We start from the raw sequence: 14,195 nt of genomic DNA on the forward strand, positions 1-14,195 counted from the left end.
TGACTGAATATTCCAAGGAGTTAGCCCCATGAGCGACACCATCTTCACCGGCTGCATTCCCGCACTGATGACCCCGTGTACCGCCGCGCGCAAGCCGGATTTCGACGCCCTGGTCGCCAAGGGCCGCGAATTGATCGATATCGGCATGAGCGCCGTGGTCTATTGCGGCTCCATGGGCGATTGGCCGTTGCTCACCGAAGCCCAGCGCCAGGAGGGCGTGGCGCGCCTGGCCGCCGCCGGCGTGCCGACCATCGTCGGCACCGGCGCGGTCAACAGCCGTGAAGCGGTGTCCCACGCGGCGCATGCAGCCAAGGTCGGCGCCCAGGGGTTGATGGTGATTCCCCGCGTGCTGTCCCGTGGCGCTTCGGCCACCGCGCAAAAGGCCCACTTCGGCGCGATCCTCGACGCTGCGCCCCACCTGCCGGCGGTGATCTACAACAGCCCCTACTATGGCTTCGCCACCCGCGCCGAGCTGTTTTTCGAGCTGCGCCGCGAGCACCCGAACCTGATCGGCTTCAAAGAGTTCGGCGGCGCCGCCGACCTGCGCTACGCCGCCGAACACATCACCTCCCAGGACGATAACGTGAGTTTGATGGTCGGCGTCGATACCCAGGTGGTACACGGCTTCGTCAACTGCAACGCGACCGGCGCTATCACCGGCGTCGGCAACGCCCTACCTCGGGAAGTGCTGCAACTGGTGGCGCTGAGCAAGCAAGCCGCCAAGGGCGACGCCAAGGCACGTCGCCAGGCCCTTGAGCTGGAGGCCGCGCTGGCGGTGCTGTCGTCCTTCGACGAAGGCTGCGATCTGGTGCTGTATTACAAGCACCTGATGGTGCTCAATGGCGACCACGGCTACGCCCTGCACTTCAACGAAAGCGACCAACTCAGCGCGGCCCAGCGTCGTTATGCCGAAAGCCAGTACGCGCTGTTCCGCCAGTGGTACGCGAACTGGTCGGCGGAACAGAATGTCGCTTGAATCCACAAGCGCCGACATCGCCGTGGTCGGCGCGGGCATCATCGGCGTCGCCTGCGCCTTGCAGTTGGCACGTCAAGGGCGCCAGGTCGTCGTCATCGACGCGCAGCCCCCCGGCATGGGCGCCTCCTATGGCAACGCCGGCCATCTGGCGAGCGAACAAGTGTTCCCTATCGCCGACCTGTCGATCCTCAAGCGCTTGCCCACGATGCTGATGGACCCCATGGGCCCGCTGCGCCTGGACTGGAAATACCTGCCCCGTGCCCTGCCCTGGTTTGCGCGTTTGCTGCTCAACCTGCGCCCGGCCAGCTACCGGCGCACGGTCGCCGGCATTCGCGCACTGAACGAAGGCAGCCTGGGCGCATGGCAGCGCCTGCTGCAAGGCATCGACCGGCCGGAGCTGCTGCGCGAAGACGGCTCGTTGCTGGTGTTCGAGCGCGCGGATTCGCGAGGGGCCATCGACGCGCTGCAGCAACGCATGGCGCAGCAAGGCGTGCCGGTGGCGTTCTGGTCGGCTGACACCATTCGCAAGACCGCGCCGCAGTTGAGCGAGCACATCCAGGGCGGGCTGTTCTTTGCGGGCACCGGGCACTTTCTCGACCCCTATCAAGTGGTGTGCGAACTGGTGAACGCCGCCACAGCCAACGGCGTGCAATTTCTCACCCGCCAGGTGCTGAGCGGGCAAGTCGACGCCCATGGCGTCACGCTGACCACCGATCAAGGCCCATTGGCCGCACGCCAGGTGCTGATCGCCTGCGGAGCCCACTCGGCGAAACTCACCGCCGCCTTGACCGGCAAGCACGTCCCCCTCGACACCGAACGCGGCTACCACCTGATGCTGCCCCACGAACATGAACGCCTGCCCTTCGCCGTCACCTCCCTGGAGCGCAAGTTCATCATGACGCCCATGCGCGGCGGCCTGCGCCTGGCCGGCACCGTGGAATTCGCCGGCCTGGAGCGCCCGGCGAATATGCAACGCGCCTGGCAGCTGCATCGCCTGAGCAAAGGGCTGTTCCGGCAAGACCTCAATGCGCAGGACGCCACGCCGTGGATGGGCTTCCGGCCCTCCCTGCCGGACTCGCTGCCGATCATCGATCGGGTCTTCGACGGCAAGGTGTTGCTTGCGTTCGGGCATCAGCATCTGGGGTTGACGCAGGCGGCGGTGACTGCGGAGCTCATCGCGCAACTGGCTTCGACGCGGCCGCGGCTGTCGGGTTTGCCGGAGTTGGAGGGGTATCGGTTGGCGCGGTTCTGAAACGTATGATGAGAATCAGCATCCGTGATCATGACTCGTCACACGAAAAATCCAACAACCTCCACGCTACTTGACCAACCTCTTTTCCTTCGACGGCCTGTAGCCGAAATACGAGCTATAACACTTGCTGAAATGACTCGGCGAAACAAACCCGCACGCCACCAGCACCTCCACCTGCGACAACTCAGTGTGTTGCAACAGCCGGCGCGCCTCGGTCACCCGCAGTTCCATGTAATAGCGCTGCGGCGTGGTGCCCAATTGTTCCTTGAACAGCCGTTCGAGCTGGCGGCGGGAGCGGCCGGCGTAGACGGCGAGCTGGTCGAGCTCCAAGGGTTCTTCGAGGTTGGCGTCCATCAGTTTCACCACCTCGCGTAACGGCGCGCTGACGCAGATGTTTTCCGTCGGTTTGATGCGCCGGTAGCGGGACTCCTCAAAGGCCAGGATATCTTCGATACCTTCGACCAAGGCCTTGTCGTGCAGGCCCTTGATCCAATCCAGCGCCATGTGGAAAGCGCCGGACGGACTCGAGGCGGTCAGGCGGTCGCGGTCGATGACGTACGGTTCGCTGGTGACGTGGGCCGCCTTGGACACTTCCGCCAGTGCCGGGCGATGTTCGGGGTGGATGGCGCAGCGGTAGCCCTGCAACAGGCCGGCGCGGCCGAGGAACCAGGCGCCGTTCCACAAGCCGGCCAGGCTGACGCCCTGCTCGGCGGCATTGCGCAGCAGGTGGATGAAGTCGTCGCTGGCCTTGAGTTCGGTGCGAAAGCCGCCGCAGATCACCAACAACTCCAGCGTTTGCAGGGCCGCCACGTCGAGGCGTGCATCCGGGCGGATCACCAAGCCCAGGTCGCTGATGACTTCGCCGTCGCCCCAGCCGAACGTGCGCGATGCGAACAACTCGGGGCGCAACAGGTTGGCGGTGACGAAGGTGTCGAGGGTCTGGGTGAAGGCCGGCAGGGAGAAGTGTTCGAGCAGCAGGAAGCCAACGCGGGTGGCTGACGCCGGCTGGCCGGGTATTTCATTGAGGTAGCGCAGGTTCTTGCCTTTCATGCCACCGCTGAATTGACGTCTTTCCATCGAGGGTCGGCCCTCTCTTATTGTTGAGGCTGTGGGCGCCATCTTAGGGGGAAATGCTGCGGCTGTCTCAGGTGGCGCGCCGTACCCTCAAGACATGGCTCACCTGCTGATCTTGATAAACCCAGCCCTCTCCAACCCCCCAGGCCAAAGCGTTGCGCGCGCATCTGATACGGTTTTTTCTTTACTATCTGCGCCTGTATCGAAATGTCATCGAGGCGGACAATAGGGCCACTCCCGACACCCTTGTCGAGCGCGACAGGAATGTTCCTGCCGCCCCCTTCCCTTCGGAGGCCTTATGACCAAGATGGCAATTTTCCTGTTTGGCTTTTTGGTGCTGACAATTGGCATCGGTCTGCTGGCGACCATCTCGCCCGTTTGACGTCAGCGCAGCCCGGCACTCAACGCGAAAACAGCCTCGGGTACAGCGACAGCACCAGCAAACTGGCCATCGACACATTGGCTCAAGCCTTTCACAAAGCTTTCACAGGTGAACGCCTAGTGTTGTTTCAGCTCCTAGAGAAACACCTTTTAGCCCGCTCTCCCCATCGCGGGCTTTTCTTTGCCTGTGATTTAAGCCGGGCAAAAAAAAGGCAAGCCACGCCTCATCAAGATGAATAGCGTGGCTTGCCCCAATAAGCCGTTACTTAACGCAGACCGGGACCGCCCGGACCGCCATGGCCACCGCCCTGACCGTGGCCACCACCACCACCACCACCACCCGGCGGCATGAATATCCAGCAGCCCGACAGGGACGATAACAACGCGACAATCAGTGCCGCCTTAGTTAGATTGCTCAACTTCATCACAACACTCTCTAGTCACAAGCTTTAATGCTCGATGGATAAGACCGTTCAAAATGAAGTGCGTCACGCCTATCGTGTAACTTGATGGTATTGAATGTATTGGAAAGGCTACAAATACCTGGTCGCTATAGGCTGATAGCGGTGCGACTCACTGAGGGCGAAGATCGGGAGTCTTGGGCGTTTTGATGTCCCAGACGTTAGCGTCTCGATGAAGCTGTTCCCACGCACGAACTTTTAGACGAGCCCCGTTAAAAACGCGCACATAGTTTTCATATTTTATCTTCGCCGCAGCCTGAGGCGACAATGTCGCAAACACCGGATCCAGGATGTTAGAAACACTCTTATAGTCTTGGGCGGCCATTAATTTTCCGGGGGTAACGGTCATTCCGGCACCTGGAAGAGCCTCGAACTTGTTGCGCCCGAAAATAACGGTATCAGAGCCCCAAAGAATCCGGTCCTGATATTTATCTAGAAATGCAGTCCATTCTTCAGTCGATGGCATTGCTGAGCCAGGATGAAGAATCGTTTCCTGTACGATATCCCAAGAAATATCGACCAGCCAATTATTGCAACTATCCAAGACTCGACCAACGATTGCCAAGTGGTCTTTTGTAGGTTTGACGAATCGCCCCAAACCGGTATGAGCCCAAATAGTGACCGTTTTGGGGGCCGTTGAGCACAGCGATTTCAGTTCTGCCTCATAATTCTGTTCAGGGTGGAGAGCTTTTACTTCCCCGGTGTGTGTAACATCCGAATCATAGACATCGTTGTGAAGCGTCGCCACGAGCCCTATTTCGCCAGCTTCCTGGAGAAGCCTGGAGAGTGATTCTGAAGTCAGGGACATCGTCTCGTCAGCGCTGTGAACGTCCGATGGAATATCGCCTGCGGCAGTGTGGCTGATTGGCTCACCCGCGATTTTCTTGGAGACGACTTCTTTATGAATTGTAAACTCACCGATCCCCACAAATGCCCCGGGGTACGTGAGTATCGCCCGTTTCAGATGCTGAACGGCATAGCGATCCATGGGATTAAATCCCGTGATCATGAGATCTAATCGTTCTTGGTACTCCCGGGGCAGTTCAAGATATTCCTTGGCGTACATGGCATCGGCGAATGCATAGTAATAAAGATCTGACTTCGGCCCAATATAGTAGTTCGGCCCGAACGCATCCCCTCCGGAATTTGCTTGGTACCCCTCAAAACTGTCCCATCGTTGTTGCAGTGGCAGTGGCATCACGACCGAGCGCGTGATACCCGTCGACATGTAGTTGTCTACCAGATTGCGCAGCGTTGTGCCTTGGAAGGCATAGTTGGAAATATGAAAGTGAGAATCCGCGAGTGGCTCAGTAGGTTTGGTGGAATCAGCGCTGCGCTCTGGCGGTGACGAACACCCCGATGCTACTGCCATAAAAGCAACCAAAGCTGTCCGTTTCATTTGAGTTGCAACATCAATCATTTATTCACCCCGTCTAAAAAATCACAACCTTCAACCAAAATTGAAAGCTCGTTATAAGCCGTATCTGTTTTCTTGCCGGTTAACGTCCATTTACAACAGCGAATAATTCAGTCGTCTTGAGCCGAGCCCAGGGCGAACGAGTCGACTCTCATCAACTCACAATTTTTGCGATTGCAATGCCTGCGGCGACGGTCGAGCCCACGGACACCGTTAGGGTGATGCGTCCTGCGCGGTGTGCCGTGACTTGCATTTCCATCTTCATCGCCTCCATGGATGCGAGGGTGTCGCCCACAGCCACGTTGTCGCCGTCGGCGACGTTCCAGGACTGCAGGGTGCCCGAGATCGGGGCTACAACGGCGGCGGCATCCGTCGAAATGGAAGACACATCAGCCCCCTCGCGCTCAGCAGACGGCGCAGTGGAATGTAGCCCGCGCAGCAGTTCAGCCGGCAACCCGAGCGCAATCCTTCGGCCATCGATCTCCACGGCCGTGCGTACCAGCGCGATATCGGCCAGCGGTTCAGGCCGTACAGCGGCCGCCAGCGTGTCGGCAAAATCTGTCTCGATCCAGCGCGTATGCACGCTGAAAGCATCGGCTGATGTGAAATCGGCGTGCGCCATCACCGCCCGGTGAAACGGGAGCACCGACGGCACCCCTTCGATTCGGAACTCCTTCAGCGCCCGGCGCGCGCGGGCTATAGCCTGGGCACGGGTGGCGCCAGTAATGATCAACTTGGCCATCAGCGAATCGAATGTACCTGGGACGGTAGAACCCGACTGCACGCCGGTATCGACGCGCACGCCGGGCCCCGACGGTGCCTCGAACAGATGCACCAACCCCGGCGCGGGTAGAAAGCCGCGCCCCACATCCTCGGCGTTGATGCGAAACTCAAAAGAATGACCGCGCGGCTTCGGCGTCTCGGTGACCGACAGCGGCAAGCCATCGGCGATGCGCAGTTGCTCGACGACGAGGTCGATGCCCGTCGTCTCTTCGGTCACTGGATGCTCGACCTGCAGGCGCGTGTTGACCTCCAGAAACGAGATTGTTCCGGAAGGACTCAACAGAAACTCGACAGTCCCCGCACCGACGTAGCCTGCCTTCGCGCACACATCGCGCGCCGATTGATGGATGCGCTCACGCTGCTCATCACTGAGGAAGGGCGCGGGGGCTTCTTCCACCAGCTTCTGGTTGCGCCGCTGCAACGAGCAATCGCGCGTGCCGAGCACGACGACATGGCCGTGCGTATCGGCAATCACCTGCGCCTCGACATGACGAGGCCGATCGAGGAACTGTTCAACGAAACACTCGCCACGGCCGAAAGCAGTGACCGCTTCACGCACCGCCGACTCGTACAATTCGGCTACTTCGTCGAGCCGCCATGCGACCTTCATGCCGCGGCCGCCACCGCCAAAGGCCGCCTTGATGGCGATCGGCAGGCCGTTCTTCTCGGCAAAGGCCACGACCTCCTGCGCATCGCGCGCGGGCTCCGACGTGCCAGCCACCAACGGCGCACCGACAGCCAGGGCGATCTTGCGCGCCTGCACCTTGTCACCCAATGCCTCGATGGCTGCCGGCGAAGGGCCGATCCACTTCAGGCCCGCGCCAATCACGGCCCTGGCAAAAGTTGCGCTTTCCGAAAGGAAACCGTATCCGGGGTGTACCGCGTCGGCGCCACAGCGGTCGGCCACGGCGAGCAGCTTTTCGATGTTCAAGTAGGTGTCGGCCGGGCGCTGGCCGTCAAGGCCGTAGGCCTCATCGGCCATACGAGCGTGCATCGCGTCGATGTCGGCGTCGGCATACACCGCGACGGATTTCACACCATAATCGGCACAGGCGCGCACGATGCGTACAGCGATCTCGCCGCGGTTGGCGATAAGAACTTTCTTCATGGGGTTTCTCGCAGGTCGGAAGAGAGGGCCGCGGTGAACGCGCGTATGGGGTTGAAGCGCACCTGCGCACCGATGGGGATCTGCCCCGCACGGTCGAGGTGGTAAGGGGCGACAGCGCCGATCACTGGGTAGCCACCGGTCAGCGGGTGGTCGGCAAGGAAGAGCACGGGCTGGCCGCTTGGCGGCACCTGAATCGCGCCCAACACGGTGCCTTCGCTGGGCAGTTCGGCGATCTGTGCGCGCATCAACGGCGTTTCACCGGCCAGACGCAGGCCGACGCGGTTCGATTGCGGCGTCACAGTCCACAATTGGCTCGCCAACAATGCAATGGCCTGCAGCGTGAACCAGTCGGTGCGCGGCCCCATCACGACATCGAGCACCACGGTCTGCGTCGTCGTCGGGAGATCGGCACGAGGCGTTTCGGGCGCGCCGACGATGGAGCCATGCGTGACCACAGGTACCGGCAAAATGTCACCGGCTTTGATGGGCGGCGGACCGACCTGTGCGAGCGTGTCGGTCGATCGACTTCCGAGCACGGGCGCGATCGCGAAGCCACCGCGCACCGCCAGGTAGCTGCGGATGCCGGCACGCGGGTCGCCAAGCGACAGACTGTCGCCATCAGAAAGTGCGATGGCTTCATGGCCTGGCACACGATATCGAGCGCCGTTCGCACGCGTGAGTTCGATCGGCGCATCGGCACCGGTGAAGGCCACCACCGTGTCTGCGCGGCTCGTGATTTGGAAGCCACCGTAGACGATCTCGACGCAGGCCATGTCGCTCGCATTGCCGACCAGACGGTTGGCCGCGCGCAGTGCGCCCTTATCCATCGCCCCTGAGGCGGATACGCCCTGCCCGGCCAGACCCTCGCGCCCGAGATCCTGGAACAGCGCCTGCAGGCCGGTGCTACGGACAACAAGCGCCGGACCATTGTGGAGCGGAACCTCGACGGGGCCAGGCGACGGCGCTGGCAAAGCTGAAACCTGCCGCCCTGAAACATCGACGAAACGTACCTTGAAGCCCGGTTGCAGCAGCGCGGGCACGTCACGGCTTAGGTCCCACATCGGCGTGGCAGTCACGCCGATGATCTGCCACCCCCCCGGACTGGCCTGCGGATAGACGCCGCTGAAAGCGCCGGCCAACCCCACGGCGCCCGCGGGGATGCGCGTGCGTGGCGTAGTGCGACGCGGCACGTTGAGGCTTGGGTGGCCGCCGCTCAGATAGGCGAACCCAGGTGCGAAGCCAGTGAAGGCAACGGTGTAGTCGCAGCCGGTATGGCGGCGAATCACCTCTTCGCGCGAGAGATCAAGCATCTGCGCGACCTCGTCAAGATCCTCTCCTTCGTAGGAGACCGGAATCTCCACGCGAGTGGTCGCACGCTCGATCTGCGCCGTGAGGTCCCGGCGGCTGATGCGCGTGACGAGTTCATCATGCGTCACCGTGTTAGGCCGGAAGTGAACCATGACCGTGCGCGCGGCCGGTACGAGTTCGACGATGCCATCGATGGGCTCGGCCTGTAGTGATGCAAGCAGCGCCAGCGTCTGCGACAAGTCATCCAGCTCGACCAACAGGGCGTCGAGATTAGCGGGCAGAAATCGCATCACGGTACGACTCCCATGTCGACGAAAGGAGCGACCTTGACGCCCGAACGCTCAAGCAGCGCACGCACTTGCCGCGCCATCTCCACCGCGCCGGGGCTGTCACCATGCACGCAGACCGAATCGGCCTTAAGGCGCACGATGCTGCCGTCAATGGCCGTGACCACACCCTCGGTCGCCAGGCGAAGCATGCGCTCGGCAACATCCTGCGCATCGTGCAGCACGGAGCCCTTCTCGCGACGGGAGACCAGCGAACCGTCCGGCATGTAGGCGCGATCGGCAAAGGCTTCGGCCACAGTGCTCAGCCCGCTTGCCTGCGCCCAGCCGAGTAGCGGCGAGCCGGCCAAACCGACCAGCACCAGCGACGGGTCGATTGCGCGGATGGCGGCAATCACGTCGTGTGCCTGGCGCTTATCGTGCGCGATGGTGTTGTAGAGCGCTCCGTGTGGCTTGACGTATCGTACCGACGTGCCGGCCACTGCAGCCAACCCCTTCAGCGCGCCGATCTGGTAGATCACGTCAGCCTGCAGGTCGGCGCTTGCCACGTCCATTTGGCGGCGGCCGAAACCGACGAGGTCGGGATAGGCGACGTGCGCGCCTACTGCCACGCCGCGCTCCGCCGCTTGACGTAGCGTCCGCAGGATGCCGGCGGCGTCGCCAGCGTGGAAGCCGCAGGCCACATTGGCACTGCTCACGATGCTGAGCATCGCGTGGTCGTCACCCATGCGCCAGGCGCCCAGGCTTTCACCCAAGTCACTATTGAGGTCTATCTTCATGTTGTTTTCTTTTCTTTAGCGAAACATCAGGAAATACAGGATGAAAACATTGCAAGTCAGCAAGGCCAGCGCCGTGGGCACCTGCGCGCGGATCACCGCGTTTTTGTCGGGCAGTTCGAGTAGGGCCGCCGGTACGATATTAAAGTTGGCGGCCATCGGCGTAAGCAAGGTGCCGCAATAACCCGAGAGCATGCCGATGGCTGCCATAAGGGCCGGGTTACCGTCGTACATGCCGACCAGGACTGGCACCCCGACGCCCCCTGTCATCACGGGGAAGGCGGCGAAACCGTTGCCCATGATGATGGTGAAAAGCGCCATGCCAACCACGTACACCATCACCGCGAAGAAACGTACATCCATGTTGATGTAGCTGGTGGTGATATGCGCCACGGCCTTGCCCACACCGGCGTCGGAGAATACGAGGCCCAGCATGCCGAGCATCTGCGGCAGTACCAGCGCCCAACCGAGCGCATCGGTCAGCCGACGCGATTCGCGGATGCCTTGCATCGGCGTTTCGTTCGTCATCTTGCAGACCAGCGCAAGCGCGACCATACAGCCCAGCCCTAGGCTTACCATCGTGGTGTTCTTCGGGTCGAGCAGCGGTATGCCGCCAACCACGAGGTACTTCGCCGACAGCGTGCCGATCATGGTCACGACCGGGATCGCCAGGGCGGGGATGAAAAGCTTGTTGCCCAGCAGATTGGCGCTGGCCGAGTACTCCGCCGCCGAGCGGGCCACGTGACGGCCAATGCCGACACCGCCGAAGGCTGCAATCAGCGCCATCACCACAACACCGACGCCGACCCAGACCGGCGGCAACTGGTCGCCGAGCAAGAAGACGAGCGAATAAAGGCCCCAGAAAAAGGCACTGGAATAGCGCTTTGAGTGCTGGCGATCCATGAGCGTCATCACCGCGGTGATGGCGAGGATGGCACCGACGAGGTAGTACAGGTGCGTGATCGTGAGCGTCATGGTCGGGACTCCTTGCCTTCGACTGTGACGGTTGCCGCCGCGGCCGCGGCGCCGCCGGCCATCTCGCGCATCAACCAAGTGTCAAGCCGGCGCAGGCGCCAAGCATGGATGGTGAATGCGCAAACAGCTGTCGGAATCCCCCAGAGCGCGACGCGGATCGGCTCGACTTCGATGCCCGCCTCACGCAAGAACGTGGTCATCAGCACGATCGCGCCGAAAGCCACGAAGATATCTTCGCCGAAGAACAGGCCGACGTTATCGGTCGCTGCGGCATACGCTCGCAGCTTGTGGCGAACCTTCTCCGGCAGTGCCCCAAAACGGGCTTCGGCAGCACCTTCTGCCATTGGTGCGAGCAGCGGTCGCACCATTTGTGGATGGCCGCCCAGGCTGGTAAGACCGATGGCTGCGGTCATCTGGCGTGCGCCAAGGTAGACAATCAGCAAGCGGCCCGCAGTCGCGGACTTGATGCTGCTGATCCATCGCTGGGCGTGCTGGCGCAAACCATAACGCTCGAGCAAGCCAATCACCGCCAGCGGTAACAGGATGATCAACGGCAGGTTACGCGTCTTGATGAAGCCTGTGCCGATGGCGGCAAGAATCCTGTCGACCGGAAAGTGCGCCGCGAAGGCGGTGACGACGGCCGTGACAATCACGACCAACATGGGATTAAAGCGCAGGACGAAGCCCACGATGATGACGACGACCCCCAGCAAGGGCCACAAGTTGATGTCAGTGGGCACCGGCGTTTCTCCAAGTTGTTTGAGTTATTTTCTTAGATCACTCAACTATCTTCATCCGATTGAATGATCATTTCAACAGAATTGTTCAACAATCCAACACGGATAATAAAAAGCAATATGCATGCCAAAATATGAATTCGTTTCAGCCCTACAGGAAAAAGCGACACTGCGAGTAGGGCAAAACCTGCTAGAATCCAATCGCCCCTGCCACTCAGAAGTCCGCTCGATGCCCCTTCCCGCCTCCCCTTCATTCGTAGCCCAGACGCTAAACGAGCGGATCGCCGAACAGTTGCGTCAGCAAGTCACCCAAGGCGAATTCACACCTGGGCAACGGCTGTCCGAGCAAGTGCTCAGCGAAAACCTCGGCATCTCGCGAAACACCCTGCGCGAAGTATTCCGGACGCTGGCCAAAGACGGCCTGTTACGACACGAGCCCAACCGTGGGGTATTCGTGGTGGTTCCCAGCATCGCGGCCGTCATCGACATCTACCGCGTGCGACGGCTCATCGAATGCCAGGCGTTGGCAGAGGCTTACCCGCGCCACCCGGCGAAGAAGAACATGCGCGCAGCGGCAGAACAGGCCCAGCGAGCGCGGGACGCGGGGGACTGGCTGGCAGTGGGCACAGCTAACATGGACTTCCATACGGCCGTCGTTCAACTTGCGGACAGTGAACGCTTGAACGCCATGTTCCGGCGCATACTTGCAGAGCTACGGCTGACTTTTGGGCTGTTGCAGGACGCCGAGTTCTTGCATGAGCCCTACGTCGATATGAACTTTCAGATTCTTGAACTCGTTGAACGCAACGAGATGGCCAAAGCTCGCGACGCAATGCTTGAATACCTCATTCATTCCGAACGCATTGTTTTGGCCGTCTATGCGAGGCGCCCTTCCCAGGAAGGGTGAAAGCTCCGACGTCCACGCAACATCTGCCCTACACAGCCGGTCGACTGGTCGATACAGTTAACCAAGCGGGGCTCCTTCAGAAATTTTTGCCGCCCTAGCGCATGAGCGAAGAACTGCCAGACATAGAGCCCCTGTGGCAGGATGACCTGGTTGCCTTCACCATCGGCTGCTCGTTTTCCTTCGAACAAGCGCTCCTGGATGCTGGCACTGCCCTCAACAACAACGAATGGATGCAATGGACAAACAATGAACACAGCTCAACGGTCGATTCAGCAGTACATAAACGCCAAGGACAGTAACCGCCCGCATCTGCTGCGCCAGGCTTTTATGCCGGATGCACAACTGGAGATGGTGGTACACACGGGGTCTATCTCGTTTCCACCCCACGTTGAAGGCCTCGAGTCCATCGGCGACGTACTGGTCAGACGCTTCGGCCAGACATTCGAAAACGTCTATACCTTTTGTCTGGGACACCCACCGGAGCCGGATAGCAAAACGTTCCAATGCCAATGGCTGGTCGCTATGTCCGACAAAAACTCCGGCGAGGTCCGAGTCGGTTGTGGTCAATATGGATGGCAGTTCAATCCCGAGTCGGGACTTGTCGAGCGGCTCACTATCACCATCGAACATATGAAAACCCTGCCACCTACCGATCTTCACACCATCATGGAGTGGGTATCCCACTTGGACTATCCATGGTGCCGCCCAGAAGCATTAGCGAGCAACGCTCCAGACATAGGCACCCTTGAAGAGGTGATCCAGTATGTAATCCGGTCAGAACAGTGAAGTTGCGGAACACATCTGAAGCGTTGCGGAAGGGATCGTAAATCGCAGGTATAAAAAACCCCGTAGACGGTAATCTACGGGTTTTTTAAGAGTAGAGGCCGGGGTTGGAATCGAACTGGCGTAGGTGGAGTTGCAATCCGAGCGTGAAACTCAAGTAGGCTGTGGCCTATAGTCGATTTTTTTCCGAAACCAACGAAAAAATATGCTCTGGCGACTGCCCAGAATGCGGGTTCAATCATTGGTTCCAGAACTCTTTTACCCCCTCTCTTAGAGTCCTGCTTACCGAATACCAAGCCAAAACCAGCCACAGCTCCGCGTCTCAAATCGCGCAACGCCAAAACCTCGAAAGCTCTATCCCCACACAGTATCTGGATTTCCCCATCATGCACATCGATGAAGACTCCTGCGAGTGGCTTGGCTTCCCTTCGCCCCTGGAAATGTACAAACATCACGCAGCGTTACTCTATGACGAGATCGCCGCATTTCATCTACAACTGCGCAAAGCGAAGGAGAACGTCCGGGAGGGGGGCTGGTGTAGATAAACGACGAGCTTACCACCTGCAAAACTATTGCTTAGGCCTTGCTGAAAAAGTCTCTTGTCGACGTGGCCAGAATCAACCAGAAAACCTAAAAAACGGCCTGATGGCCATGGTCGAGCAACGTGACATCTACCAGCGCTTGCTGCTGGAGATAAGTATTTATGGACAACCGGGCTACTTGAAAATGATCAGGATCGACTCGCCCTAAGCGCCACATGATGCAGACGGCCGAGTCAAACTGATATAATAAAGTGATGTACCCTGTTGGTGGGACTTGGAATAGCGCAAATGGAATACAGTATGTATATAGCTGGGCTTATTATTTCATTCAAAGTAGCACTACTTATCTCGATTTTTATTACGATAGCAAAATTACGGAAAGAAGCTAAATTCGCTAGGGAGCTTGGGTCAAGCGAGCCTGAAATAAAAAG

12 protein-coding genes and 1 pseudogene are annotated in these 14,195 nt (G+C 59.9%); 6 read left to right on the forward strand and 7 right to left on the reverse strand.

What is annotated here, in order from left to right:
- Positions 1-28: 28 nt before the first annotated feature.
- Together C8K66_RS02840 and C8K66_RS02845 are read left to right on the forward strand one after the other, a co-directional pair.
- Positions 29-976: a dihydrodipicolinate synthase family protein gene (locus C8K66_RS02840; protein ID WP_046383571.1), complete on the forward strand. Its 948-nt coding sequence runs from the start codon at positions 29-31 to the stop codon at positions 974-976.
- Positions 966-2,228 carry an FAD-binding oxidoreductase gene (locus tag C8K66_RS02845; protein ID WP_108524195.1) on the forward strand — a complete coding sequence of 421 codons (1,263 nt, stop codon included), beginning with the start codon at positions 966-968 and terminating at the stop codon, positions 2,226-2,228. Before C8K66_RS02840 ends, C8K66_RS02845 begins: the two co-directional genes overlap by 11 nt.
- 66 nt (positions 2,229-2,294) lie before the next feature.
- On the opposite strand, the gene C8K66_RS02850 is transcribed toward C8K66_RS02845, so the two are convergent.
- Positions 2,295-3,278 carry a GlxA family transcriptional regulator gene (locus C8K66_RS02850; protein ID WP_057004197.1) on the reverse strand — a complete coding sequence of 328 codons (984 nt, stop codon included), beginning with the start codon at positions 3,276-3,278 and terminating at the stop codon, positions 2,295-2,297.
- Positions 3,279-3,566: 288 nt separating this feature from the next.
- On the opposite strand from C8K66_RS02850, the gene C8K66_RS30510 reads away from it, so the two are divergent.
- Positions 3,567-3,923, forward strand: coding sequence for a hypothetical protein (locus C8K66_RS30510; RefSeq protein WP_132849933.1), 357 nt, complete (start codon positions 3,567-3,569; stop codon positions 3,921-3,923).
- 333 nt (positions 3,924-4,256) lie between these two features.
- On the opposite strand, the gene C8K66_RS02855 is transcribed toward C8K66_RS30510, so the two are convergent.
- The 6 genes from C8K66_RS02855 to C8K66_RS02880 form a co-directional block, all read right to left on the reverse strand.
- Complete coding sequence (locus C8K66_RS02855; protein ID WP_132849934.1) at positions 4,257-5,564, reverse strand: hypothetical protein; 1,308 nt, start codon at positions 5,562-5,564, stop codon at positions 4,257-4,259.
- A 151-nt stretch (positions 5,565-5,715) separates the two neighbouring features.
- Complete coding sequence (locus tag C8K66_RS02860; protein WP_017846358.1) at positions 5,716-7,452, reverse strand: biotin carboxylase N-terminal domain-containing protein; 1,737 nt, start codon at positions 7,450-7,452, stop codon at positions 5,716-5,718.
- Positions 7,449-9,050 carry a 5-oxoprolinase subunit PxpB gene (gene pxpB / locus C8K66_RS02865; protein ID WP_017846359.1) on the reverse strand — a complete coding sequence of 534 codons (1,602 nt, stop codon included), beginning with the start codon at positions 9,048-9,050 and terminating at the stop codon, positions 7,449-7,451. The genes C8K66_RS02860 and pxpB overlap by 4 nt, the downstream gene beginning before the upstream one ends.
- A complete protein-coding gene (locus tag C8K66_RS02870) occupies positions 9,050-9,823 on the reverse strand; it encodes a LamB/YcsF family protein (RefSeq protein WP_057004200.1) in 774 nt (257 codons plus the stop codon). Before C8K66_RS02870 ends, pxpB begins: the two co-directional genes overlap by 1 nt.
- A gap of 15 nt (positions 9,824-9,838) precedes the next feature.
- Positions 9,839-10,795, reverse strand: coding sequence for a DUF979 domain-containing protein (locus tag C8K66_RS02875; RefSeq protein ID WP_017846361.1), 957 nt, complete (start codon positions 10,793-10,795; stop codon positions 9,839-9,841).
- The gene (locus C8K66_RS02880; protein WP_017846362.1) at positions 10,792-11,535 is read right to left on the reverse strand and encodes a DUF969 domain-containing protein; all 744 of its coding nucleotides are present in this window, start codon (positions 11,533-11,535) and stop codon (positions 10,792-10,794) included. The genes C8K66_RS02875 and C8K66_RS02880 overlap by 4 nt, the downstream gene beginning before the upstream one ends.
- Before the next feature lie 226 nt (positions 11,536-11,761).
- Between C8K66_RS02880 and C8K66_RS02885 the strand changes: the two genes are divergently transcribed.
- The 3 genes and pseudogenes from C8K66_RS02885 to C8K66_RS02895 all read left to right on the forward strand — a co-directional run bounded on the left by C8K66_RS02885 (position 11,762) and on the right by C8K66_RS02895 (position 13,225).
- The gene (locus C8K66_RS02885; protein WP_108524197.1) at positions 11,762-12,439 is read left to right on the forward strand and encodes a GntR family transcriptional regulator; all 678 of its coding nucleotides are present in this window, start codon (positions 11,762-11,764) and stop codon (positions 12,437-12,439) included.
- Positions 12,440-12,549: 110 nt separating this feature from the next.
- Positions 12,550-12,666 (forward strand): annotated as a pseudogene (locus C8K66_RS02890) (D-glutamate cyclase family protein); the annotation flags it as partial.
- Between the two features lie 19 nt (positions 12,667-12,685).
- Positions 12,686-13,225 (forward strand): hypothetical protein, encoded by a 540-nt coding sequence (locus C8K66_RS02895; protein WP_108524198.1) that lies wholly within the window; start codon positions 12,686-12,688, stop codon positions 13,223-13,225.
- Positions 13,226-14,195 lie beyond the last annotated feature (970 nt).

Source organism: Pseudomonas sp. GV105, assembly GCF_003058185.1.
In the GTDB taxonomy this organism is placed as follows: Bacteria; Pseudomonadota; Gammaproteobacteria; order Pseudomonadales; family Pseudomonadaceae; genus Aquipseudomonas; species Aquipseudomonas veronii.

Excerpts from the sequence above, each read along its gene's own strand:
- C8K66_RS02840 (WP_046383571.1), top strand. The coding sequence starts at position 29 with ATGAGCGACACCATCTTCACCGGCTGCATTCCCGCACTGATGACCCCG.
- C8K66_RS02845 (WP_108524195.1), top strand. The coding sequence starts at position 966 with ATGTCGCTTGAATCCACAAGCGCCGACATCGCCGTGGTCGGCGCGGGC.
- C8K66_RS02850 (WP_057004197.1), bottom strand. The coding sequence starts at position 3,278 with ATGAAAGGCAAGAACCTGCGCTACCTCAATGAAATACCCGGCCAGCCG.
- C8K66_RS30510 (WP_132849933.1), top strand. The coding sequence starts at position 3,567 with ATGTTCCTGCCGCCCCCTTCCCTTCGGAGGCCTTATGACCAAGATGGC.
- C8K66_RS02855 (WP_132849934.1), bottom strand. The coding sequence starts at position 5,564 with ATGATTGATGTTGCAACTCAAATGAAACGGACAGCTTTGGTTGCTTTT.
- C8K66_RS02860 (WP_017846358.1), bottom strand. The coding sequence starts at position 7,452 with ATGAAGAAAGTTCTTATCGCCAACCGCGGCGAGATCGCTGTACGCATC.
- pxpB (WP_017846359.1), bottom strand. The coding sequence starts at position 9,050 with ATGCGATTTCTGCCCGCTAATCTCGACGCCCTGTTGGTCGAGCTGGAT.
- C8K66_RS02870 (WP_057004200.1), bottom strand. The coding sequence starts at position 9,823 with ATGAAGATAGACCTCAATAGTGACTTGGGTGAAAGCCTGGGCGCCTGG.
- C8K66_RS02875 (WP_017846361.1), bottom strand. The coding sequence starts at position 10,795 with ATGACGCTCACGATCACGCACCTGTACTACCTCGTCGGTGCCATCCTC.
- C8K66_RS02885 (WP_108524197.1), top strand. The coding sequence starts at position 11,762 with ATGCCCCTTCCCGCCTCCCCTTCATTCGTAGCCCAGACGCTAAACGAG.
- C8K66_RS02895 (WP_108524198.1), top strand. The coding sequence starts at position 12,686 with ATGAACACAGCTCAACGGTCGATTCAGCAGTACATAAACGCCAAGGAC.